Consider the following 23,168-nt stretch of genomic DNA (forward strand, 5'->3'; position numbering starts at 1 on the left):
CCGCGCCACGGCCATCCCGCGAATCAGGGCCGTGATGACCGGCGAGCCTTGACGCTCAAGTAGAACTCGAACCTTGAAGCCGGACGGCAGCATGCAGATGCATGTCGTGCCAGCCGTCGGCATGCCTGAGGGCGCTGCGCCTGGTTCCTTCCAGCGCGAAGCCGGTTTTCCCGGCAACGCCGCAGGATCCCTGGTTGTGCACCGAGTGGGACAGCTGGAGGCGCATAAGACCGGCCGAGCCTAACGCCCAGCGCTTCAGCGCATCCACGGCCCGGGACGCCACGGCTTTTCCCCGGTCCCCCGGCAGCACCCAATAGCCGAGTTCCGCGTCGCCTTCGTACAGATTGACGCGGCTGAGGGCCACGCGCCCAACCACGTTCCGATCACTGGTGCAGACGGCCCAGTTGGCCCCGGATTCTTCCTGCCACCGGGTGCCCCAGCGGCGGATCCACTCGAGCGCTTCGGCTTCGGTTGCCATCGTCCGCCGGCTGAAGTGGCAGATATCCGGCTCTCGGTACGCCTTCACCACCACGGCGGCGTCGTCGTCCCGCCAGGGCCGCAGCACCAGGCCGTCCGCGTCGAGGCTCGGTTGCACCTGGCCGCTCAATGTCCCGCGCTGCAGATAGGGGCCAAGGGCTGTCATCGTAAGACCACCGTTTCGTAGAGCGGGCATCGAGGACCATTATGCCCGCAGGCGGATTCCCCTCCAGCTGCCGGCAGCACGGACGCAGAAACGCGCCCCGCCCCGGAGTCTTCCGGGGCGGGGCGCGGTGTGAGGTACTGCCGGTGGTGGCGTCGGCGCCTTAGTGCCGCGGATCGCCGGCGGTGCCGGAGACCACGGAAGTGCCGGCGGGGCCGGGAACAGATGCGGCGAGTTCGGCGGATTCCGCCGTCTGCCGCGGCTCGTCCGTGCCGGCGTCGACGTTCATGCTGGCCTCGTCGAAGGGCAGTTCGCGGTTCAGGACCGCCTTGACCTGCTCCTTGTCGATTTCCTTGGTCCAGGTGCCGATGAGCACGGTGGCGACGGCGTTGCCGGTGAAGTTGGTCAGGGCGCGGGCCTCGGACATAAAGCGGTCGATGCCCACGATCAGGCCTACGCCGTCGATCAGGTCGGGGCGGTGGGACTGCAGGCCGCCGGCCAAGGTGGCCAGGCCGGCGCCGGTGACGCCGGCAGCGCCCTTGGAGGCAATGATCATAAAGACCAGCAGGGAGATCTGCTCGCCCAGTTCCAGCGGCTTGCCCATGGCCGAGGCCACGAACAGTGCGGCCATGGTCAGGTAGATGGCGGTTCCGTCGAGGTTGAAGGAATACCCGGTCGGCACCGTAACACCGACCACGGGCTTGGAAATGCCCAGGTGTTCCATCTTGGCGATCAGGCGCGGCAGGGCCACCTCGGAAGAGGAGGTGGAGAAGATCAGCAGGTATTCACGGCCCAGGTAGCGCATGAGCTTGAAGATGCTGAACCCGGTGACCAGCTTCAGCAGTCCGCCCAGGATGACCACGATGAAGAGGATGCAGGTGATGTAGAAGGCAATCATCAGGGTTGCCATGCTCACGATCGCCTGGATGCCGGTCTCGCCGACGACGGCGGCAATGGCACCGAACGCGCCGATGGGCGCCAGCCACATGATCATCATCAGGATCCGGAAGACCAGGGCCTGGATGTAGCCGATGCCCTTGAGCACGGGGGCGCCGGCAGCGCCCATCTTCTGCAGGGCGAAGCCTACGAGCAGGGCAACGAAGAGGGTCTGCAGGATGGACTCGCCGGTGAGGGAGGCCAGCAGCGTGGTGGGGATGATGCTGAGGAGGAAACCGGTCATGCCGTCCCCTTCCTCGGGTGCCGCGGGGGCTGCGCCGGAGGCGGACTGGATGTCCAGGCCCTCACCGGGGTGGATCAGGTTGCCCACGACCAGGCCGATGGCCAGGGCGAAGGTCGACATGATGATGAAGTAGCCCAGCGCGAGGCCGCCGACCTTGCCGACGGTGGCAGCTTTGGCGATTGATCCGATGCCTAGGACAATGGTGCAGAAGATGACCGGAGCGATCATCATCTTGATGAGGTTAATGAACCCTGTTCCGAGCGGCTTCAGGGATTTCGCGAACTCCGGCGCCATGAGGCCGATAACGGCACCGAGCACAACCGCCGCAATGACGGCAATGTAGAGGAAATGGGTTCTGTCCGGTTTCCGGCTCTTCTGTGAACCGGCATACGGATTGGCGGCAGCTGCCATGGCGGTACTCCTTGTGCAATTGGTCGGCTTCCATCTTCGTTGGGTGATGTGATCACAGTCACCCTTGTGTTCATACTGTTCCCAGTGGAACCGCTTACACCGTGTAACGACTCGCAACCAAAGGATCGAAAGTGCATCGAGGCAGCCTGGCCGGCCGGTTGTTCCTGGCCCAGCTTGCCTTCATCCTGTGCGTCTCGGGCGGAATCGCCTGGGGCTTGTACCAGCAGGCGGAAGAGAACACCCGTGAGGAGACCGGCTTACGGATGCTGGCAGTAGCCGGGACGGCGGCCGCCAGCAGCACGGTCCGCACCGCCGTCGACTCCCCGGACCCCGCGGTCCTTCAGGGTTACGCACGCGAGGTGATGGAGCGCGTGGGCGTGGATTTCCTGACCATCATGGATACCGACCGGACGCGGTTCACCCATCGGAACCCGGACCAGATCGGCAAGCCGTACATCGGATCCATCGACCCGGCCCTGGCCGGGGAGAGCTTCACGGAAACCTACACGGGCACGCTCGGACCCTCGGTGCGCGCCGTCACCCCGGTGTACGACGACGCCGGCAATGTCACCGCGCTCGTCGCCGCCGGCATCACGGTGGACCGGGTGGCCATTGCCCGGGATGCGCGGCTGCCGGAGCTGTTCGCCATCGACGCAGCCGCGCTCGCTGCCGGAGCCGCGGGGTCATTCCTGCTCAGCCGCTATCTGCGCCGGGCCACCCACGGCCTCGGCCCCGCGGAGCTGACGCACATGTATGCCTTCTACGACTCGGCGCTGCACTCGGTGCGTGAGGGGCTGCTGCTGCTCAACGACCGGGGACAGCTGGTGCTCTACAACGACGAAGCCGCCGTCCTGCTGGGGCTGCCGCCGACAGATGCGTCCGTGCGGAGCCGGGAACTGCCGGACCTCCCCGGACCGCTGGCATCCCTGCTGCGCTCCGGCCGGGACGCCCGGGAGGAAATCCACCTCACCGGCGAGCGCATCCTGGTGGTCAACCAGTCCGCAGCGGTGTCCGCAGGACCCCACGGCAGGCGGTTCGGCACGGTGACTACGCTGCGGGACCATACCGACGTCGAATCCCTCACCGGCGAGCTGGCCTCCATGCGGACCCTCGCTGATGCCCTGAGCGCCCAGGCCCACGAGCACGCCAACCGCGTGCACACCCTGGCGTCCCTGATCGAGCTGGGGCGCAGCGACGAAGCCCTGCGGTTTGCCACGGCCGATTTGGAACAGTCGCAGCAGCTCAATGACGAAGTGCTGGCCGTGGTGGAGGAACCGGCGGTAACCGCCCTGCTGATGGGCAAGGCGGCACAGGCCCGCGAGCGCGGCATCGAGCTGGACATCGAGGTGGGTCCGGACACGGGACGCTTCAGCGGGGCCGGATTGGAACCGGTGGAACTGGTGACCATCATCGGCAACCTGCTGGACAACGCGTTCGACGCGGCAAAGGACTCCGTGCGCCTGTACCTGGGCAGCGGCGACGGCCAGCTGCTGATCGAGGTGCAGGACGACGGTCCGGGCGTGGATCCCCGGATAATCGAACATATATTCGAACAGGGGTTCAGCACGAAGGAGCTGCCGCAGGGACGGGTGCTGACCGGCCGGGGAATCGGGCTCGCACTGGTCCGCCAGGCCGTGACGCGCCTGAACGGAAGCATCCAGGTGCTGGGCGGCCCGGGGGCCTGCTTCAGCGTGGAACTCCCCCTGCCGGCTTCGGCCTCTGCTCAGGTCCCGCTGGCCGGGGCAGCATCGTGACCCGGCACTCCCCCGACGTCGGCGTGCTGGTGGTGGAGGACGAGGAAATCCCCGCAGAGGCCCACGCAGAGTATGTCCGGCGGGCGCCGGGATTCCGGCTGGCCGGCATCGCACGCACCGGTGCCGAAGCCCTGGAAGCGCTCAAGGCAGCCGAATCGGCGCCGCCCGGCAGCGAAGCGGAGATCGGCCTGGTGCTGTTGGACATGAACCTGCCTGACCTGCACGGGCTGGACCTGCTGCGCCGGATCCGCGGGGCGGGACTGCCCGTGGACGTCATCGCCATCACCGCGGTCCGGGACCTGGCGGTGGTGCGCAGCGCCATGTCCGGCGGCATTGTCCAGTACCTCATCAAGCCGTTTACGTATTCGGCGTTCAGCGCCAAGCTCACCGCCTACGCTGAGTACCGGCGCCGGATGACCGAGCAGGCCGCCTCCACCACGCAAAGCGAGGTGGACAGCGCCTTTGCCGCGCTCCGTCCAGCCGTGACGGGGCAGCTGCCGAAGGGCCTGTCCGCGGAGACGCTGGAGTCCGTGGCGGATCTGCTCAAGGGTGCCCGGGCACCGCTCTCCGCCACCGAGGCGGCAGAGTCGCTGGCGATGTCCCGGATCACCACCCGCCGCTACCTGGAGTATCTGGCGGACCAGCGATCGGTGCTGCGCTCGCCGAGGTACGGCACCCGGGGCCGGCCGGAGCTGGAGTACAGCTGGCGCCGCTGAGGCGCTCAGCCCCGGCCCCAGCCCCGGCCCGGGGCTCCTAGCGAACCGGCCGCAGCACCGCGGTCAGGGCCTCCAGTACGCCGGGATCCTCGATGGTGGAGGGGACCGTGTGCGGAACGCCGTCGGCAATCTGGCGCATGGTCTTGCGCAGCACCTTCCCGGACCGGGTCTTGGGCAGGGCGTCCACCACGTAGACGTCCTTGAAATCGGCCACCGGGCCGATCTGCGAGCGCACCCGTTCAATCAGTTCCGCGCGCAGCACGTCGGCGTCGATCTCCGTTCCCGCCTTCAGCACCACGTAGCCGGACGGGCGCTGGCCCTTCACGGGGTCCGCAATGCCGATCACGGCCGCTTCGGCGACGGCCGGATGGGAGCCCACCGCCTGCTCCATGGCGCCGGTGGACAGCCGGTGGCCGGAGACGTTGATGACGTCGTCGGTACGGCCCATCACGAACACATAGCCGTCCTCGTCCACATAGCCCGAGTCCCCGGTGGCGTAGTAGCCGTCGAAAACCTCCAGGTACGCGGCACGGTAGCGTTCGTCGCTGCCCCAGAGGGTCTGCAGGGTTCCCGGCGGGAGCGGCAGCTCCAGGGCGATGTTGCCCTCCGTCCCCGCCGGTACCCGCTTCCCGTCCGGCCCGAGGACGCGCACGGCAAACCCGGGAACCGGAACGGTGGGTGACCCGGCCTTGACCGGCAGCTCCTCCAGTCCCACGGGGTTGGCGCAGATGGCCCAGCCGGTTTCGGTCTGCCACCAATGGTCGATCACCGGCACCCCGAGCGCGGCCTCCGCCCATTCCAGCGTGGCCGGGTCCAGCCGCTCGCCGGCGGCAAAGAGGTGCCGCAGCCGGGAGAGATCGTGGCGGCCCGGTTCGACGGCGTCGGGGTCGGCCTTCCGGATGGCCCGCAGTGCGGTGGGCGCGGTGAACAGGACGTCGACGCCGTGCTCCGCGGCCACCCGCCAGAAGGCACCGGCGTCCGGGGTGCCCACGGGCTTGCCCTCGTACAGCACGGTGGTGGCGCCGGCGATCAACGGCCCGTAGACGATGTAGGAGTGGCCCACCACCCAGCCGACGTCCGAGGCGGTCCACATCACCTGCCCCGGCCCCACCCCGTAGATGTTTGCCATGGACCAGGCCATGGCCACGGCGTGGGAGCCGTTGTCCCGCACCACGCCCTTGGGCGAGCCCGTGGTGCCGGAGGTGTAGAGGATGTACAGCGGATCGGCGGCGGCCACGGGGACCGGCCCGGCGGGCACGGCGTCGGCGGCGAGCGTATTCCAGTCATGCCAGGCCGCCCCGCCGGTGCCGTCAAACTCCTCGCGGGTGGCCGTGAAGCCTGTCCGTTCGGCCACGACGACGGCGGCCACCCGGTGGGTAGCGGTTTCCAGTGCCTCGGCGACGGCCGGCAGGTATTCAACCGCACGCTTGGGTTCGAGTCCGCCGCTGGCCGTCACTATGACCGTCGGGCCGGCGTCGTCGATCCGGGCAGCGAGCTCCCGCGGGGCGAATCCGCCGAACACCACGGAGTGGACCGCGCCCAGCCGGGCGGTGGCCAGCATGGCGATCACGGCTTCGGGGATCATCGGCAGGTAGATGATCACGCGGTCGCCGGGGCCGACGCCGAGTCCGCGCAGCACGCCGGCGAAGCGTTCCACCTCGGCTAGCAACTGGCTGTAGCTATAGGTGCGGCTGGTGCCCAGCATCGCGGAGTCGTAGATCAGCGCCGCGGTGTCTCCGCGACCGGCCGCCACATGGCGGTCCAGGGCGTTGAAGGAGGTGTTGAGCTCCGCCTCCGGATACCAGGAGTACAGCGGCGCCTTGGCGTCCTCGAGGGCGCGGGACGGCGGCTTGTCCCAGTCCACCAGGGCGGCGGCGCCCAGCCAGAAGCCTTCCGGATCGGTACTGCTGCGGGCATACGCCCGTTCATAGGCTCCGGTGCTCTGCGCGTCCATGAATCCTCCTTGATTCCAGTGGGACCCGCCATGCTAACTGATGCTCTGCGGGCCGCACAGGGGCGATTGTGTATACAGCGAGGCCTACCGGGTGCCTTCTGTGGCACCACAGTACGCATATGAGCCAGCTCATGTATACACTGACGGGTAACGTGACGCAGTTATCAGTCGTGAGGAGGCGCACCATGCGGGCCAGTGACCGCGCGTACGCCGCCCTGCGGCAGGACATCGTGGAGTGGAGGCTCCCGCCGGGCACCGTCCTGGGCGAAGTGGAGCAGTCCGCACGCCTGGGTGTTTCCCGCACTCCCCTGCGTGAAGCACTGAGCCGGCTGACTGCTGACGGCCTGGCCGCCCCGCACAGCGGACGCGGCGTCGTCGTTACCGGCATCTCCCTCGACACCGTCGCCGAGCTCTTTGAACTGCGCCAGGCGCTGGAATGCAAAAGTGCGGCCCTTGCGGCCGTGCGCGGGCAGGCAGCGGTCTTTGAAGATCTGCAGTCCCGCTTCCGCTCGGCCGGCAGCCTCATCAGCACCCTGGACCGGCAGAACCGCGGCGGCTACTACGAGCTGGTGGCCGAACTCGACGCCGCCATCGACGCCGCCGCCGCCAATTCCTACCTCACGCAGGCGCTGGGCAACGTCCGGCTGCACCTGGCCCGGGTACGGCGCCTGGCCAAGGACAACCCCGAACGGCTGCTGGAAACCGCCGGCGAACACGCCACCATCGCCGCTGCCGTGGCCACCGGCGACCCCGACCTGGCGAGCGCCTCGGTATCGGTCCACCTGCACAAAAGCCTTGAACACCTTCGATCCGCCCGGATCACCACCCCCGAGATAAGGACAATCCCTTGAACCTGAACAAAGTACGCGTCTACCGCAGCGACGAAAAGCTGGCCCGCGAAGACCAGCTGGCCTACAAGATCGCCAAGGTTGCCGCCGATCCCGTCGAGGTCACCGACGACGTCACGGACATGGTCATCAACCGCATCATCGACAACGCCTCCGTGGCCGTCGCATCCCTGAACCGCGGTCCGATTGTCGCCGCCCGCGCCCAGGCGCTGTCCTTCTCCCCCTCCGCCCACGGCAAGGGCGCCTCTGTGTTCGGCGTGCTCGCCAAGACCTCCCCCGAATGGGCGGCCTGGGCCAACGGCGTGGCCGTGCGCGAACTGGACTACCACGACACCTTCCTGGCCGCCGAGTACTCGCATCCCGGAGACAACATCCCGCCCGTCCTCGCCGTCGCACAGCACACCGGCGCCTCGGGCCGGGACCTGATCCGCGGCATCGCCACCGGCTACGAAATCCAGGTCAACCTGGCCAAGGCCATCTGCCTGCACAAGCACAAGATCGACCACGTGGCCCACCTCGGCCCGTCCGCAGCCGCCGGCATCGGCACCCTGCTGGGGCTCGACGTCGACACCATCTTCCAGGCCGTCGGCCAGGCCCTGCACACCACCACCGCCACCCGCCAGTCCCGCAAGGGCGAGATCTCCACCTGGAAGGCCCACGCTCCGGCGTTCGCCGGCAAGATGGCCGTCGAGGCCGTGGACCGGGCAATGCGCGGCCAGACCTCCCCCACCCCCATCTACGAGGGTGAAGACGGCGTCATTGCCTGGCTGCTGGACGGCCCCGACGCCGCCTACGAAGTGCCGCTGCCCGAAGACGGCGAAGCCAAGCGGGCCATCCTGGACACCTACACCAAGGAACACTCCGCCGAGTACCAGGCCCAGGCCTGGATCGACCTGGCCCGCAAGATCCACGCCGAGCACCCCGAGGCAGCGGACGCGGCCAACGTGGAAAGCGTCCTGATCGCCACCTCGCACCACACCCACTACGTGATCGGCTCCGGCGCCAACGATCCGCAGAAGTACGATCCCACCGCCTCGCGCGAAACCCTGGACCACTCGATCCCGTACATCTTCACCGTCGCCCTGCAGGACGGCGCCTGGCACCACGTGGACTCCTACTCCCCCGAACGCGCCGGCCGGCCGGACACCGTTGAGCTGTGGCACAAGGTCACCACCGTGGAGGATCCGGAATGGACCCGCCGCTACCACTCGCTGGACATCAGCGAAAAGGCCTTCGGCGGCAAGGTGACCATCGTGCTGACCGACGGCACCGTCATCACCGACGAGATCGCCGTCGCCGATGCCCACCCGCTCGGCGCCAAGCCGTTCACCCGCGAGCAGTACATCAACAAGTTCCGCACCCTGGCCGAAGGCCTGGTCTCCGCCGAGGAAATCGACCGCTTCCTCACCACCGTCCAGCGCCTGCCCGAACTGGCCGCCGGCCAGCTGGACCAGCTGAACATCACCGCTGCCGAGGGCGTCATTGACCCCGCGGCCGCACCGAAGGGACTCTTCTAAATGCTGTACTCCTCCGTAACCCCCGAGGCCAAGCGGATTGCCTTCCGCGAAGGGCTGGCCTCCGGCACCCTGCAGCAGTTCCCGGGAGCCTTCAACCCGCTCTCGGCACGCCTGATCGAGGAAAAAGGGTTCGACGGCGTCTACATCTCCGGCGCCGTCCTGGCCAATGACCTGGGCCTGCCGGACATCGGCCTGACCACGCTCACCGAGGTGGCCACCCGCGCCGGACAGATTGCCCGGATGACGAACCTCCCGGCCATCGTGGACGCAGACACCGGCTTCGGCGAACCGATGAACGTGGCCCGCACCATCCAGGAACTCGAAAACGCCGGCCTGGCCGGCTGCCACATCGAGGACCAGTTCAACCCCAAGCGGTGCGGGCACCTGGACGGCAAGAACGTGGTGGACACCGACACCGCGGTCAAGCGCATCCGCGCAGCAGCCGATGCGCGCCGGGATCCGAACTTCCTGATCATGGCCCGCACCGATATCCGCGCCGTGGACGGCCTGGAAGCGGCGCAGGACCGTGCCCGCGCCCTGGTCGACGCCGGAGCGGACGCCATCTTCCCGGAGGCGATGAAGTCCCTGGAGGAGTTCGCGGCCATCCGTGCCGCCGTCGACGTGCCGATCCTGGCGAACATGACCGAGTTCGGCAAGAGCGACCTGTTCACTTACGACGAGCTGGCCTCGGCAGGCGTGAACATGGTGATCTACCCGGTTACCCTGCTGCGCAGCGCCATGGGCGCCGCCGAACGCACGCTGGAGACCATCAAGGCGCACGGCACCCAGCAGGCCGATGTTCCCAATATGCTCACGCGTGCGCGTTTGTATGAACTGGTGGATTATGAGGCGTACAACCAGTTCGACACGTCCGTTTTCAACTTCCAGGTTCCGGGCACCCGCTAGGACCCGCCACGCATTTTCCCTGCACGACGAAGGAGTCAGCACCAATGACAGACACCCAGATCCACAAGGGCCTGGCGGGGGTACTCGTAGACACCACCCGCGTTTCCAAGGTCAACCCGGAAACCAATTCCCTGCTGTACCGCGGCTATCCCGTCCAGGAACTCGCCGCCCGGTGCAGTTTCGAAGAGGTGGCCTATCTGCTGTGGAACGGCGAGCTTCCCACCGAGGCACAGCTGGCCGAATTCACCGAAGGGGAACGCAGCCAGCGCGCCCTCACCCCCGAGCTGAAGGCCGTCATTGACGCGCTGCCCGTGACCTGCCACCCGATGGACGTCTGCCGTACCGCAGCGTCCGTGCTGGGCGCGTCCCACGAGCAGGCCGGGGATTCCTCCGTCCAGGCCAACATGGACAAAGCCGTGAGCCTCTTCGCGGGGATGCCCGCCGTCGTCGCCTATGACCAGCGCCGCCGCCGCGGCGAGGACGTCGTGGAACCGCGCGACGACCTGGACTACTCCGCGAACTTCCTCTGGATGACCTTCGGCGAGGAAGCAGCCCCCGAGGTGGTGGAAGCCTTCAACGTTTCGATGATCCTGTACGCGGAGCACTCCTTCAACGCGTCCACCTTCACCGCCCGCGTCATCACCTCCACGCTTTCGGACCTGCACTCGGCCGTAACCGGTGCCATCGGCGCACTCAAGGGCCCGCTGCACGGCGGCGCCAACGAAGCAGTCATGCACACGTTCGCGGAGATCACCGAGAGCGCGGCCGACGGCGACGTCGCGGCCCACGCGGCTGCCTGGCTGGACGAGGCGCTGGCGGAGAAGAAGAAGATCATGGGCTTCGGCCACCGGGTCTACAAGAACGGCGACTCCCGGGTGCCGACCATGAAGGCCGCCCTGGACAACATGGTCAAGTACTACGACCGTCCGGACATGGGCGACCTGTACACGGCACTGGAGTCGGCCATGGGTGAGCGCAAGAACATCATGCCGAACCTGGACTACCCGGCCGGCCCGGTCTACCACCTGATGGGCTTCGACACCCTCACGTTCACACCGCTGTTCGTGGCCGCACGGATCACCGGGTGGACAGCGCACATCATGGAGCAGCTCGAAGCCAACTCCCTGATCCGCCCGCTGAGCGAATACAACGGGGCCGAGGAGCGGCACCTGCCGTAGGGTTTATGCCCTTCGGTGGCCCGGGTCCCCGGGTCCCGGGGTCCCGTCGGGGCTGCGCCGGGGCACCACCGGGGGCCCCGGAACGGCGGCAACGAAATTCCCCGCTCGCAGAGCTCGCGGAGAATATTAAAGCCGCCTTATCCGGGGTCCCCTGTGGCCGCATCGGGCGCCTCACCAGGGGTCACGTTGCCTCCCCCGGTGCCTCCCGAACGCCGCCGCATCCCTGGGCCCGGTTCCATCTCCGAGTCCGAGCCGCTCCAGACCCCGCTTTCTCGTGACGGTGTTTTGTCGTTGCCTAGGAAAAGACGACACTCGAAACGTTGACGTTGTCGTCCGCGATGGTGATGACGGCGTTGAAATACTCGCCGGCCAGAAGGCGGGGCATCCAGTGGGCCGAATCCGGCCACATCTTGGCGTAGGGCATTTCCCCGGCCGGATACCAGGCCGGAAGGATCTCGTCTGTCTCCCCCGGTTCGCCGTCCCAGCGGTGTGCCCGGAAGAGCACGGTGGACATGTCCAGGCCGGGCTGTGCGGGAAAGATCCACTCGATGGTGCCGGCCCGTGCCAGATCATTCTCAGCGACTATGACGCCGGACTCTTCCTCCACCTCACGCACGGCGGCCTGCTCCGGGGTTTCCCCGGCTTCGATATGACCACCCAGCGTGACGACCCGGCCGAGGCCGAAACCGGTCTTTTTCAATCCCATCAGCACCTGACGGCCGCGGGGCGTCTCCCGGAACAGGAAACACAGGACCACCGGCGAGGCACGGAACTCCACTACAGTGCCCGCGGGTGGGCTGCGGCGTAGACCTCGCGCAGTGTTTCCGCCGTTACCAGCGTGTAGACCTGTGTGGTGGTCACCGAGGCATGGCCGAGCAGCTCCTGGACCACGCGGACATCCGCACCGCCTTCGAGCAGGTGCGTGGCGAACGAATGCCGCAGGGTGTGCGGCGAAACATCCCGGCCGATATCGGCCTTCTCGGCGGCGTTCTTCAAGATGGTCCAGGCGCTTTGCCGGGACAGCCGTCCGCCGCGGGCGTTCAGGAAGAGGGCAGGAGTGCCCTTGCCCTTGGCCGAGGCCGCCGGGCGTCCGCGCACCAGGTACTCGTCCAGGGCACGGGCAGCATAGGAACCGAGCGGAACCAGCCGTTCCTTGGACCCCTTGCCGAACAGCCGCACGACATCCGGGCCCTTGGCCGGGATACGCTCCAGCGACAGGTCATCGACATCCAGGCCCACGGCCTCGCTGATGCGGGCTCCGGTGGAGTACAGGAACTCCAGCAGGGCACGGTCCCGCAGCCCGGAGGGCGTATCAAGGCTGACAGCCTCCAGGATGCGCGTGACCTCGTTGACGCTGATCGCTTTGGGCAGGCGCTTGCCCGGCATGGGCGGATGTACGTCCGACGCCGGATCGGCGGCGGTCATACCTTCGAGCGCCCAGAACCGGTGCAGTCCGCGCACCGCCACGATGGTGCGGGCGGCAGAACGGACGCTCAGTGCGGAGGCACCGTCGGAGCCTTCGGAAATCGACTGGGCAAACGCTGTCACGTCGTGGCGGGAGATCCGGGAAATATCCTCCACGCCCCGGGCGCTCAGGAAGCGGGCGTACCGCAGCAGGTCCCGGCGGTAGGCATCGAGGGTATTGACCGCCAGGCCGCGTTCAACAGCCATGTGCTGCAGATAGCTGCCGATGGCCCGGCCGGCCGGTGTGGAGCGCAGTTCCTCGGCCGCCGAAATCATCGTTGCGGCCCGGGAGCGTGCCTGGGTGGCAGGCTTGGGTGCGGATTTCGCTGCGGCCCTGCGGGCGGGCGCCGGGTTTGGTTCGGCATCGGTCCCGGGCTCCGGTGCCGCCGGGTTCCGGGGCAGCGCCTGCCTGGAACCGGTCCGGTCCAGCTCGGCCAGGTCTGCGTCCCGCAGCCTGCGTGCCTCTTCCGATTCAAGGTCCAGCTTGAGGGTGGGGTTCAGGGATCCGTGCAGGCGAATGGCAACGGTGTCGTTATTCGTAGAGCTGGCATCAGCATCAGCGCCGGGCATTGTGGTTCCTAGCGCACGGGGCCGTTGGCCCAGGAGGAGTGCTGCGAGTGGTGTTCGGGCCACGGGGCGTCGGCGGGCCGCAGGTCGCGGTACCCGTTGCCGCGGGCGACGGCGGCGGCCAGGACGGCGGCCACCGCGGATGGGCTGTGCATGCGTCCCTGCAGGGCTGCCTGCACGGCCTCATCCAAATCCACCCATGCGGTAGTGATTTCGGCTTCCTCGTGGGTCCTGGTGTGCCGCTGCGCCTCCGGTACCTCGGAGATACCGCGGGCCAGGTAGATGCGCAGGGCTTCCCGGGAGGAACCGGGTGAGAGGAACAGGTCCGTGAGGACCTGCCATTCGGAGGCTTCCAGGTCTGCTTCCTCGGCCAGTTCGCGTGCGGCGCCGACCTGGAAGTCTTCACCGTCCACGTCCAGCAGCCCGGCCGGGATTTCCCACAGGGTCATCCGCACCGGGTGCCGGTACTGGTTGATCAGCAGCACCTGCCCGGCGTCGTTCATGGCGAGGATGGCCACCGCGCCCGGGTGGGCGATGTAGTCACGGACCAGGGGTTCGCCGTCGTCGGTCAGGAGGAATTTCTCCTTGACCACGTCCCACACCGGACCGCTGTAAACCGTTTCCGATTCCAGCAGCGGGCGCGGGCTTTGTTCGTCGGCGAACCCCGGTGCCATGGCTAGGCCTTGCCGCTCTGGTGGGCCAGGGCAGCCTTGACGAGTCCGGCGAACAGCGGGTGCGGACGCGTCGGACGGGAGCTGAGCTCCGGGTGTGCCTGCGTGGACACGTAGTACGGGTGCACGTCGGCCGGAAGCTCGACGAACTCCACCAGGCCGCCGTCGGTGGTGGTTCCGGAGAACACCAGGCCGGCGTCGGCAATCTGGTCGCGGTACTGGTTGTTGACCTCGTAGCGGTGGCGGTGGCGCTCGGCCACCTCCGTCTTGCCGTAGGTCTTGGCAACCACGGATTCCGGTTCCAGCTTCGCGTCCCACAGGCCCAGGCGCATGGTGCCGCCCATGTCGCCGCCGCCGGCAACAATGTCCTTCTGCTCGGCCATGGTGGCGATCACCGGGTACTGGGTATCCGGTTCGAACTCGGAGGAGGAAGCGCCTTCCAGGCCGACCACGTTGCGGGCGTATTCAATGACCATGCACTGCAGGCCAAGGCACAGGCCCAGCGTCGGAAGCTTGTTCTCCCGGGCGTAGGTCAGGGCGCCGAGCTTGCCCTCGAGGCCGCGGATGCCGAAGCCGCCGGGAACGCAGATGGCGTCCGCGCCGGCCAGGGCCTTGGCTGCACCTTCGGGGGTGTCGCAGTCATCCGAGGGTACCCAGCGGATATTGACCTTGGCCTTGTTGGCGAAGCCGCCGGCACGCAGTGCTTCGGTAACCGACAGGTAGGCGTCCGGCAGGTCCACGTACTTGCCCACGAGGGCAATGTCCACGTGGTGCTTCGGGTTGTGCACGGATTCAAGCAGGCGGTCCCACTTGGTCCAGTTGACGTCCTTGAACTTCAGGTCCAGGTGCTGGACGATGTACGCGTCCAGGCCCTGGGAGTGGAGGGTCTTGGGGATGTCGTAGATGCTCGGGGCATCCGGGCAGCCGATGACGGCATCAACATCGACGTCGCACATGCGGCCGATCTTGTTGCGCATGGCATCGGGCACCGGGCGGTCGGAACGGATGACAATCGCGTCCGGCTGGATGCCGATGGACCGCAGGGCGGCCACGGAGTGCTGGGTCGGCTTGGTCTTCAGTTCCTGCGACGGGCCGATGTACGGCACGAGGGAAACATGCAGGAAGAAGACGTTGCTGCGGCCGATGTCCTGGCGGACCTGGCGGGCCGCTTCCAGGAACGGCTGGGACTCGATGTCGCCTACCGTGCCGCCGATTTCGGTGATGATGACGTCGGGGGTCTTCTTCGCCTCGGAGGGCAGGCGCATCCGGCGCTTGATCTCGTCGGTGATGTGAGGAATGACCTGGACCGTGTCGCCGAGGTATTCGCCGCGGCGCTCCTTGGCGATGACCGTCGAGTACACCTGGCCGGTGGTTACGTTGGCGGAGCCGTCGAGGCTCTCGTCAAGGAACCGCTCGTAGTGTCCGATGTCGAGGTCGGTCTCGGCACCGTCGTCGGTCACGAAGACTTCGCCGTGCTGGAAGGGGTTCATTGTGCCCGGATCCACATTCAAATACGGATCGAGCTTCTGCATGGTCACCGCTATGCCGCGCGACCTCAACAGATGGCCGAGACTTGACGCTGTCAGTCCCTTGCCAAGTGAGGACGCCACGCCACCGGTGACGAAGATGTGTTTGGTCGTAGAAGACGACTTGGGAAACCTGGAATTTGATCGCTGCACCACGGAGTTCGAGCCTATCACCTTTTGTCGTTTCGGGTTTGACCTGTGTCTGGATTCCTGCGGGACGTCACTGAAGATGTCCCGCCGAATCCAACAGTTCCTCGGCGTGGGCACGGGCCGACGCCGAATCTTCCTGCCCGGCTAGCATCCGGGCGAGTTCCTTGATCCGCTCCTCCTGGCCCAGCACCCGGACGTCGCTGGCGGTGACGCCCGAACCGTCGTCGGTTGCCGTGGAGGTCTTGATCACGCGGATGTGATGATCGGCGAACGCGGCCACCTGCGGAAGGTGGGTCACGACGATCACCTGCACGTGCTTCGCCAGCATGGCCAGCCGGCGGCCGATTTCGACCGCTGCCTTGCCGCCGACGCCTGCATCCACTTCGTCGAAGATGAAGGTGGGGACCGGGTCCACCGCGGCCAGGACCACTTCGATCGCCAGCATTACGCGGGAGAGTTCACCGCCCGAGGCACCCTTCCCCAGCGGGCGGGCCGGGGCACCGGGATGCGGTGCGAGCAGGAAGGATATGCTGTCGGCACCGTGCGGTCCCGGCTCCCCCGTGGGTTCCACCTCGATGACCAGGTTGGCGTCCTTCATCGCCAGGGCCGTGAGCTCGTCACTGACCCGCTGGGCGAGTTCCGCGGCCGCCTCGGTCCGCAGTTTGGTCAGGGCCGCACCGCGGGTTGCCAGGCGTTCGCCCAGGGCACCGATCTCCGCCTCTAGGGCTTCGATCCGGGAATCGTCGGAGCTGAGTTCGGCGAGGCGTTTCGCGCTTTCGCCGCTCCACTCCAGGACCCCGTCGATCGAGGGGGCGTATTTGCGGACCAGTCCTGCCAGTTCCGCCCGGCGGGACTCCACCTCGGCCAGCCGTTCCGGTCCCTCGGAGTCCAGTGAAGCCCCGTAGCTGGCAAGCTCGGTGGCGATGTCCGCCAGGATATAGCCCACCTCGGCCAGGCGCTGTCCGGAAGCGGCCAGGGCCGGATCGTGCTCCCCTGCCGATTCCAGCTGCCGCTTGGCGGCGTCCACCAGCGACGTGGCGTCGCCGCCGTCGGCAAAATCGTCGGCGATCAGGGCCGCGTGGGCGCTCACCGCGGCGGTGCGCAGTTCCTCGAGGTTGCTCAGGCGCATGGCCTCCGCCTTGAGGGAATCGTCCTCCCCCGGCTGCGGATCCACCGCTTCGATTTCCTCCAGCGCGGCGGTCAGGTATTCGGCTTCGCGCAGCCGGTCCCGGGCCTGGTCCCGCAGTTCCGCGAGTTCCTTTGCCGCGGTCCGCCAGCGGGCGTAGTCCTCGCGGTAGGTGCCGAGTTCGGCGGCAAGCGGGGAACCGGCGTACTTGTCCAGCGCCTCGCGCTGGGCTGCCGCGCTCTTCAGGCGCAGCTGGTCGGTCTGTCCGTGGACCACCACCAGGTGCTCTCCGACTTCCGCCAGCACGCCCACCGGAGCCGACCGTCCGCCCACATGTGCACGGCTGCGGCCGTCGGCGTTGACGGTACGGACCAGCGTAAGTTCGGCGGCGCCGTCGTACTCTTCGAGTTCGGCTCCCGCCTCGGCTGCGCGGACGGCCGCAGGGCTCTGCGGATCCACATGCACGAGCGCCTCGGCGACGGCGGACTTGGCACCAATGCGCACGGCACCGGCGTCGGACCGCGCACCCAGGAGCAGCCCCAGCGCGGTGATGACCATGGTCTTGCCGGCGCCGGTCTCACCGGTCACCACCGTAAAGCCCGGGCCTAGGTCCAGGGTGGCGTCGGTGATGACACCGAGGTCCCGGATCCGGATTTCCTCAATCATTCGACAATGCCTCCGCTGTCCGAAACTGCTGCGTCCCTGGCCGCCGGCCGGTCGTGTGCTGCGCCGCCGTCGGCAGGGTTCCCGCGAGGATCCGCCTGGCCTGCTGCAGGGCTGAGCTGGGTCCCGGCGGCGGGGACCGGAGCCGGTCCCCGCCATCCGTGGGTAGGCAGCTGGAACTTACGGACCAACCGCTCCGAGAACGGGGTGAGATGCGTGCGTGCCAGACGGACGGGCGTCTTGGACCGGGTCACTTCCACGCGTGCTCCCGGCGGCAGATCGACGCTGCGCCGGCCGTCGCACCAGAGCACTCCGGCAGCGTCGGTACGGGTCAGGATCTCCACTGCCAGCACGGACGCCGGCGAAACCACCAGCGGCTTGGCGAACAGGGCGTGTGCGCTGATGGGTGCCAGCAGCAGGGCTTCGACCTCGGGCCAGACCACGGGGCCGCCGGCGGAGAAGGCGTAGGCGGTGGAGCCGGTGGGCGTGGCCAGCACGACACCGTCGCATCCGAAGGAACTGATGGGGCGGGCGTCCACTTCAATAACCACTTCGAGCATGCGCTGGCGGTCGGCCTTTTCCACTGCAGCCTCGTTCAGCGCCCACGTCCGGGCGATGAGTTCTCCGCCGAACCAGACCTTCACGTCAATAGTCATGCGTTCTTCAACCGTGTAGGCACGCTCCACCACCCAGTGGACGGTCTGGGCGAGGTCCGCACGCTCGCTTTCGGCCAGGAAGCCTACGTGACCGAGGTTGACGCCCAGCAGGGGCACGCTGGTTCCGCGGACCAGTTCGGCGGCACGCAGGATGGTCCCGTCACCTCCGAGCACCATGCCCAGGTCCACGTCGTCCAGTGCAACATCCTCGTCGAGGATTTCCGTGGGGGCGGTGAGCACCCCGTATTCGGCCTGAATGTCTTCAAGGTCGCTGCGCCGCATCACCGGAACGAGTCCGGAGGAATGAAGCTGGGTGCAGGCTTCCTGGGCAGCGGTCATGGCGGCCCGCCGTCCGGTATGGGCCAAAACCAGTATGCGTCTGCTCATGTCCCTCTTCGTCCTCTTCGTCCTACGGGTGAATGCCTGCGGCATGCCCATCCGTCAGTCTTCTACGGCGGGCTTCCGCTCCGCAAACCCGGCAAACGCCGTATCTACCAGTTCGGCGGCCGCAGCGGCCGGCGACGGGCCGGCGCCTTGTGGACTTCCCGCGGTTTGGTCAGCTGTGGAGGCGGAGTGCTGCCGGGGCACCTGCAGCCACATAAAGAACTCCACGTTGCCGTTCTGGCCGGGAAGCGGGCTCGGTGCAATGCCTGCGATTTCCAACCCCGCACCGAGCGCAGCCGCCGCTACGGACGTTACGGCCGAGCGGTGCTGGAGCGGATCGGTGACTACTCCCGTCCGGTCCAGCCTCTCACGCCCCACCTCGAACTGGGGTTTCACCATCAGCAGCAGGCTTCCCCCGGGGCGGGTGGCGGCCGCCAATGGTCCAACGACCATCGTCAGGGAGATGAACGACAGATCCGCCACCGTGAGGTCTACGGTTCCCCCGATGTCCGCCGGATCGAGGTAGCGGACATTCATGCCCTCGTAGACACTGACCCGGGGATCCTGCCGAAGCGGTTCCACCAGCTGTCCGTGCCCGACGTCGACGGCGGCCACGTGTGCGGCGCCGGAGCGAAGCAGGACGTCGGTGAAGCCTCCGGTGGAGGCACCGGCATCCAGGCAGCGCAGTCCGTGCGGCTGCACGGCAGGGAAGGCGGCAAGGGCGCCGGCCAGCTTGTGCCCGGCGCGGCTGACGTAGTCCGGCAGACCGTCGTCGAGCACTATAAGGCGTTCGCCGGCATCCACCGCTGCAGACGGTTTGACGGCAGGCTTCCCGGCGCGCAGCACCCGCCCTGCGGCAATCAGCTTGGCGGCCTGGGTCCGGGAGCGGGCGAGTCCTCGGGTGACGAGTTCCTGGTCGAGCCTGGGCATGGCTAGCCTGCTGTCCCGAGATGGTTGCCGGGCGCCGGCGGCGCCGCCGGGGGTTCGGTGTTCAGCTCGGTGAGCAGGGCGTCGTGCAGCTCCCGGTAGACCGCCGCGTGGCCGGCCACGGGCTGGGCACCCAGCGGATCGAGGGCGTCAAGAACGGAATCGACGGCGTCGTCGTCCGTGGAGACCGGTGTCTGCGGCCATGGCTTTGACGGCTGGGATTCAGGCATCGGTCTTCCTCCTGCTGTTGCATGCTGGATGCTGGATGCATTGACGGTGAGTGCGTAAATGATGAACGGAACTTCTCTTGGAAGCCTAGCCGCGTGCGGTGACAGTCCAGCGGATCTCGGGTGCCCGGGCGGATTCCAGCTCCGGGAAGGCGGCCCACCAGGCGGCACAGCCGGCGCGCCAGCTGTCCAGGTCGGAGGAGTCGCCTGTAATCACCAAAGCGGTGTCCTCCACCCAGGCGGCAGCTGCGCCGCAGCGGTAGTGCCCGCTCTCCAAGACGGGTGCTGGATACGGTTGAAACAGCGCCTCGAGGTTCTCAATGAGGTACACCGGCCGTTCCGGTGTCCGTGCGGCCAGCGCCGTCAGCGGGGTGTCGACGCCGGTGAGTACCAGCGCGGTATCAAAACCGGCGTTGGTGCCGCCCAGGATGTCCGTGTCCAGCCGGTCCCCCACCACCAGCGGGCGGTGAACGTCCAGGTGGCGGGCCGCCGTCGTAAACAGCGGAGCTTCAGGCTTGCCGGCAACGAAAGGTACCCGACCCGTGGCGGCGCCGACGGCGGCCACCAGTGTCCCGTTGCCGGGCGCAATGCCGCGGGCCTGTGGGATGGACAGATCCGTGTTCGTGGCCACCCAGACAGCTCCGCGTCCAACGGCGAAGGCAGCCTCGGCCAGGTCGGCCCACCCCAAGGAGGGATCGAACCCCTGGATCACGGCGTCGGGAGCGTCATCGGCTGAGGCAACGCGCACCATGCCCACTGCGTCGACGGCGGCGGCCAGAGTCGCGCTGCCGGTGACCAGGACCCTGGCTCCCGGGGCAACCTTGGTTGCCAGGAGCTCCGCACCTGCCTGCGCGGACCCGAACACATTTTCCGCAGTAGCGGGTGCTCCGAGTTCGCGCAGGTGGGCGGCAACGGTTTCCGAGGAGCGCGATGCGTTGTTGGTGATGTAGGCAAGCTGGACCGACTCATCGGCCAGCCTGCCGAGGGCCTCCACCGCCCCCGGAATCGCGTGCGGTCCGGCGTAGACCACGCCGTCCAGATCGGAAAAGACCGCGTCGTAACCGGAGACCAGTGAAGGATTAGCCATCAGTGCGCTGCTGCTCCGTCTCGTCGGCGTCTTCACGAGGGGTTTCCTCGTCCTCATCGTCGTCGTAATCGAAGTCCGAGACTACGACTTCCACGGCCTCGCCGTCGTCATTGACGTCGCTGTCCTCGGTGAGCAGGTTTTCCTGCTCGTCGCTGGGCAGCGCGTCGATGTCGTCGGACGGGTCGAGGTTGTCCTTCGGGGCTTCTTCGGCCGGTGCGAAGTAGGCACCGGAGCGGTCCTCGCGGGCCTCGGGACGGCGCTTGGGACGTTCTTCTTCCTCAGGTACCAGGTCGAAGATTTCCGGCTCTGCAAAGTCGCCGAAGCCCAGGGCTTCGTCAGCCCGCAAGGCCTGCTTCTGCCACTTCTGTGCTTCTTCGTTGCGGCCTGCAACCTCCAGGGCGTCCGCGTAGGCACGGAACAGCCGGGGGCTGTAGGAGAAGGCCCGGTTGCGGTCCAGCTGCGGGATCTCCAGTGCGGCAACAGCTGCGTCGAACTGGCCCATGTCCATGCGGGCACCCGAGACGACGATGGCGAGGTCTACCTGGCCGGCGGCGTCCAGGTCCTTGGCGTCGTCGGACCGGGCCATGTCCAATGCCTTTTCCGGGTGGCCCAGACCGCGTTCGCAGTCGGCCATCATCGGCAGGTAGGCATTGGAGCCGCTGATCCGGCGGTAGGTGCGGAACTCGCGCAGGGCTTCACCGAAGTGCTCGGCTGCATAGGCGGTCAGGCCGACAGCTTCGCGGACCACTGCCATGCGTCCGCCGCGTCGGCTGGCGGCCAGTGCATGCTGGAAAGCCAGCTCAGGCTCGTCGTCGATCAAGCGACCGGCCATCACCAGATGCTTGGCGACCCACTCGCTGTTTACTTCCTCCAGGTTGCGCAGCTGGGCACGGGTGACCTTGTCCAGCTCCTGCCCGGTAACGTCCTCATCGATTTCCGGTGAGCGTTCACGGTCAGGCCGGTTGGCGCTGCGCAGGTCCTTGGCGTTACGGGGACGGGGTGCTGCCGGGGCGTCATCACGGCGGAACGACGGACGGTCGGAACCGTGTGAGGGGCGGTCGCCGAACGGCTTCCGCTCACCGTCGCGGGGCGGACGGCTGTCACGCTGCGGACGATCATCGCGCGAGAACGGCTTGCGGTCGCCGCGGTCACCGAAGGACTTACGCTCGCCATCACGCGGCGGACGGGAATCACGGGAGAACGGCTTACGCTCACCGTCACGCGGCGGACGACGGTCATCGCCGCCGAACGAGGGCTTGCGGTCTCCGCGGTCACCGAACGGCTTACGCTCAGCGGACGGACCACGATCACCAAAGGACTTACGCTCACCGTCACGCGGCGGACGGCTGTCACGCTGCGGACGATCGCCGCGGTCAGCGAAAGGCTTCCGCTCACCGTCGCGGGGCGGACGGGAATCACGCTGGGGACGATCATCGCGCGAGAACGGCTTGCGATCGCCGCGGTCGCCGAAGGACTTACGCTCGCCATCACGGGGCGGACGGGAATCACGGGAGAACGGCTTACGCTCACCGTCACGCGGCGGACGACGGTCATCGCCGCCGAATGACGGCTTACGGTCGCCAAAAGGCTTCCGCTCGCCATCACGGGGCGGACGGCTGTCACGCTGCGGACGATCATCGCGCGAGAACGGCTTACGGTCCCCACGATCACCAAAGGAACGACGCTCACCATCACGCGGCGGACGACGGTCATCGCTCCCCCGGCTGGGACGGTCATTCCGGTCAGAACGATCGCTGAAGGGGGTCCGGCCTTCGGAATCACGGGCAGGACGGCGATCGTCGCCGCCGAACGACGGCTTGCGATCGCTGCGGACGCCGAAGGGCTTACGCTCACCGCTGCGCTCAGAGAACGGCTTACGTTCGCCGTCACGTGCGGGACGGCGGTCATCGCCGCTTCGTGCGGGACGATCGCCGAAGGACGGCTTGCGATCCTTCGAATACGGCTTGCCGGCTGCTCCGCGGTCGCCGAAGGACTTGCGTTCGCCGTCGCGTGCGGGACGGCCGCCGAAGGACGGCTTGCGATCTTCAAAGCGCTTGGGCGCGTTACGGTCATTCGTGGCGGGACGGCCGCGGTCATCACGTCGGTCTGACGAGCTGCTGTTGCGGGCTGCGTCGCTGCCCCGCTGATCCCTGTTATCTTGCTCTGACATGCTGCTGAGTTCCTCTCGTCGTGAGCCGACCAACGGAATTACTGCAGTCGCTCGTCACTATGTACCTGTAATGAAGATGTAAAAGTTATGGGAGGCCATCATGCCTCTGGGTAATTCTAGTCCAGTGTGCTGCCTGGCGCCGATTCCGCCGGCCTCATTGAAGCTCCGTTGGACAGTGAGTCTCGACACCCACGGGTCCCGGGCATCCACGGTCCAGGTACGGAGCACGACGCCGGCGCCGCCGCTTTCGGCCTACCGGACAGTTTCCGCCGGTTAAAGAGGAAGAGCCCGTACCAGCACTGGTACGGGCTCAACCTGTATTCAAATGGCTCAACCTGTATTCAAATATTGTCCGGCGGTGACCTACTCTCCCACATCCTCCCGGATGCAGTACCATCGGCGCTGTGGGTCTTAGCTTCCGGGTTCGGAATGGGACCGGGCGTTTC

Annotated in this window: 19 protein-coding genes and 1 rRNA gene; 6 read left to right on the forward strand and 14 right to left on the reverse strand. The window is 67.4% G+C overall.

Features of this window, described 5'->3' with window-relative positions; genetic code table 11:
• Positions 1–55 precede the first annotated feature (55 nt).
• Entirely contained in the window at positions 56–643 is a 588-nt protein-coding gene (locus tag NNX35_RS11165; protein ID WP_255867792.1) for a GNAT family N-acetyltransferase, read from the reverse strand.
• Positions 644–803: 160 nt separating this feature from the next.
• Entirely contained in the window at positions 804–2,231 is a 1,428-nt protein-coding gene (locus tag NNX35_RS11170) for a cation:dicarboxylate symporter family transporter (protein ID WP_255867793.1), read from the reverse strand.
• 131 nt (positions 2,232–2,362) lie between these two features.
• Here NNX35_RS11170 and NNX35_RS11175 point away from each other — a divergent pair, with 131 nt between their 5' ends.
• Positions 2,363–3,985: a sensor histidine kinase gene (locus NNX35_RS11175; protein WP_255867794.1), complete on the forward strand. Its 1,623-nt coding sequence runs from the start codon at positions 2,363–2,365 to the stop codon at positions 3,983–3,985.
• A complete protein-coding gene (locus tag NNX35_RS11180) occupies positions 3,982–4,701 on the forward strand; it encodes a response regulator (protein ID WP_255765771.1) in 720 nt (239 codons plus the stop codon). Before NNX35_RS11175 ends, NNX35_RS11180 begins: the two co-directional genes overlap by 4 nt.
• 37 nt (positions 4,702–4,738) lie before the next feature.
• On the opposite strand, the gene NNX35_RS11185 is transcribed toward NNX35_RS11180, so the two are convergent.
• The gene (locus tag NNX35_RS11185) at positions 4,739–6,655 is read right to left on the reverse strand and encodes an AMP-binding protein (protein WP_255867795.1); all 1,917 of its coding nucleotides are present in this window, start codon (positions 6,653–6,655) and stop codon (positions 4,739–4,741) included.
• Positions 6,656–6,840: 185 nt separating this feature from the next.
• On the opposite strand from NNX35_RS11185, the gene NNX35_RS11190 reads away from it, so the two are divergent.
• The 4 genes from NNX35_RS11190 to NNX35_RS11205 are packed head-to-tail and all read left to right on the forward strand — an operon-like array spanning position 6,841 to position 11,104.
• Entirely contained in the window at positions 6,841–7,506 is a 666-nt protein-coding gene (locus NNX35_RS11190) for a GntR family transcriptional regulator (RefSeq protein WP_255765769.1), read from the forward strand.
• Entirely contained in the window at positions 7,503–9,020 is a 1,518-nt protein-coding gene (locus NNX35_RS11195) for an MmgE/PrpD family protein (RefSeq protein ID WP_255765768.1), read from the forward strand. The genes NNX35_RS11190 and NNX35_RS11195 overlap by 4 nt, the downstream gene beginning before the upstream one ends.
• Positions 9,021–9,926, forward strand: a complete 906-nt coding sequence (gene prpB, locus NNX35_RS11200) for a methylisocitrate lyase (RefSeq protein ID WP_227933236.1) — start codon at positions 9,021–9,023, stop codon at positions 9,924–9,926.
• 44 nt (positions 9,927–9,970) lie between these two features.
• Positions 9,971–11,104 carry a bifunctional 2-methylcitrate synthase/citrate synthase gene (locus NNX35_RS11205; RefSeq protein ID WP_255867796.1) on the forward strand — a complete coding sequence of 378 codons (1,134 nt, stop codon included), beginning with the start codon at positions 9,971–9,973 and terminating at the stop codon, positions 11,102–11,104.
• A gap of 295 nt (positions 11,105–11,399) precedes the next feature.
• Here the strand turns inward: NNX35_RS11205 and NNX35_RS11210 are convergent, their stop codons facing one another.
• The 11 genes from NNX35_RS11210 to rrf all read right to left on the reverse strand — a co-directional run.
• Entirely contained in the window at positions 11,400–11,882 is a 483-nt protein-coding gene (locus tag NNX35_RS11210) for an 8-oxo-dGTP diphosphatase (RefSeq protein WP_255867797.1), read from the reverse strand.
• On the reverse strand, positions 11,882–12,844 hold the full coding sequence (gene xerD, locus NNX35_RS11215; RefSeq protein WP_227922815.1) for a site-specific tyrosine recombinase XerD: 963 nt from the start codon (positions 12,842–12,844) through the stop codon (positions 11,882–11,884). The genes NNX35_RS11210 and xerD overlap by 1 nt, the downstream gene beginning before the upstream one ends.
• A gap of 302 nt (positions 12,845–13,146) precedes the next feature.
• The gene (locus NNX35_RS11220; RefSeq protein ID WP_227922710.1) at positions 13,147–13,809 is read right to left on the reverse strand and encodes an NUDIX hydrolase; all 663 of its coding nucleotides are present in this window, start codon (positions 13,807–13,809) and stop codon (positions 13,147–13,149) included.
• Between the two features lie 2 nt (positions 13,810–13,811).
• Complete coding sequence (locus tag NNX35_RS11225; RefSeq protein ID WP_308036363.1) at positions 13,812–15,506, reverse strand: CTP synthase; 1,695 nt, start codon at positions 15,504–15,506, stop codon at positions 13,812–13,814.
• Between the two features lie 46 nt (positions 15,507–15,552).
• A complete protein-coding gene (gene recN / locus NNX35_RS11230; protein WP_255765765.1) occupies positions 15,553–17,274 on the reverse strand; it encodes a DNA repair protein RecN in 1,722 nt (573 codons plus the stop codon).
• Positions 17,271–18,314 carry an NAD kinase gene (locus NNX35_RS11235; RefSeq protein ID WP_255765764.1) on the reverse strand — a complete coding sequence of 348 codons (1,044 nt, stop codon included), beginning with the start codon at positions 18,312–18,314 and terminating at the stop codon, positions 17,271–17,273. Before NNX35_RS11235 ends, recN begins: the two co-directional genes overlap by 4 nt.
• A 54-nt stretch (positions 18,315–18,368) precedes the next feature.
• Positions 18,369–19,241 carry a TlyA family RNA methyltransferase gene (locus tag NNX35_RS11240; protein WP_255867798.1) on the reverse strand — a complete coding sequence of 291 codons (873 nt, stop codon included), beginning with the start codon at positions 19,239–19,241 and terminating at the stop codon, positions 18,369–18,371.
• Positions 19,242–19,243: 2 nt separating this feature from the next.
• Positions 19,244–19,468 (reverse strand): hypothetical protein, encoded by a 225-nt coding sequence (locus NNX35_RS11245; protein WP_255867799.1) that lies wholly within the window; start codon positions 19,466–19,468, stop codon positions 19,244–19,246.
• Between the two features lie 85 nt (positions 19,469–19,553).
• Entirely contained in the window at positions 19,554–20,552 is a 999-nt protein-coding gene (locus NNX35_RS11250; protein WP_255867800.1) for an HAD-IIA family hydrolase, read from the reverse strand.
• Positions 20,545–22,722, reverse strand: a complete 2,178-nt coding sequence (locus tag NNX35_RS11255; RefSeq protein ID WP_255867801.1) for a hypothetical protein — start codon at positions 22,720–22,722, stop codon at positions 20,545–20,547. Before NNX35_RS11255 ends, NNX35_RS11250 begins: the two co-directional genes overlap by 8 nt.
• Before the next feature lie 350 nt (positions 22,723–23,072).
• Positions 23,073–23,168, reverse strand: a 5S ribosomal RNA gene (gene rrf / locus NNX35_RS11260); the annotation flags it as partial.

The organism is Arthrobacter sp. zg-Y844, from assembly GCF_024385465.1.
Classification (GTDB): domain Bacteria; phylum Actinomycetota; class Actinomycetes; order Actinomycetales; family Micrococcaceae; genus Arthrobacter_B.

What these genes read in the sequence shown, in the direction of transcription:
- NNX35_RS11165 (WP_255867792.1), bottom strand. Translation starts at nt 643, where the DNA reads ATGACAGCCCTTGGCCCCTATCTGCAGCGCGGGACATTGAGCGGCCAG.
- NNX35_RS11170 (WP_255867793.1), bottom strand. Translation starts at nt 2,231, where the DNA reads ATGGCAGCTGCCGCCAATCCGTATGCCGGTTCACAGAAGAGCCGGAAA.
- NNX35_RS11185 (WP_255867795.1), bottom strand. Translation starts at nt 6,655, where the DNA reads ATGGACGCGCAGAGCACCGGAGCCTATGAACGGGCGTATGCCCGCAGC.
- NNX35_RS11190 (WP_255765769.1), top strand. Translation starts at nt 6,841, where the DNA reads ATGCGGGCCAGTGACCGCGCGTACGCCGCCCTGCGGCAGGACATCGTG.
- prpB (WP_227933236.1), top strand. Translation starts at nt 9,021, where the DNA reads ATGCTGTACTCCTCCGTAACCCCCGAGGCCAAGCGGATTGCCTTCCGC.
- NNX35_RS11205 (WP_255867796.1), top strand. Translation starts at nt 9,971, where the DNA reads ATGACAGACACCCAGATCCACAAGGGCCTGGCGGGGGTACTCGTAGAC.
- xerD (WP_227922815.1), bottom strand. Translation starts at nt 12,844, where the DNA reads ATGATTTCGGCGGCCGAGGAACTGCGCTCCACACCGGCCGGCCGGGCC.
- NNX35_RS11220 (WP_227922710.1), bottom strand. Translation starts at nt 13,809, where the DNA reads ATGGCACCGGGGTTCGCCGACGAACAAAGCCCGCGCCCGCTGCTGGAA.
- recN (WP_255765765.1), bottom strand. Translation starts at nt 17,274, where the DNA reads ATGATTGAGGAAATCCGGATCCGGGACCTCGGTGTCATCACCGACGCC.
- NNX35_RS11235 (WP_255765764.1), bottom strand. Translation starts at nt 18,314, where the DNA reads ATGAGCAGACGCATACTGGTTTTGGCCCATACCGGACGGCGGGCCGCC.
- NNX35_RS11240 (WP_255867798.1), bottom strand. Translation starts at nt 19,241, where the DNA reads ATGCCCAGGCTCGACCAGGAACTCGTCACCCGAGGACTCGCCCGCTCC.
- NNX35_RS11245 (WP_255867799.1), bottom strand. Translation starts at nt 19,468, where the DNA reads ATGCCTGAATCCCAGCCGTCAAAGCCATGGCCGCAGACACCGGTCTCC.
- NNX35_RS11250 (WP_255867800.1), bottom strand. Translation starts at nt 20,552, where the DNA reads ATGGCTAATCCTTCACTGGTCTCCGGTTACGACGCGGTCTTTTCCGAT.
- NNX35_RS11255 (WP_255867801.1), bottom strand. Translation starts at nt 22,722, where the DNA reads ATGTCAGAGCAAGATAACAGGGATCAGCGGGGCAGCGACGCAGCCCGC.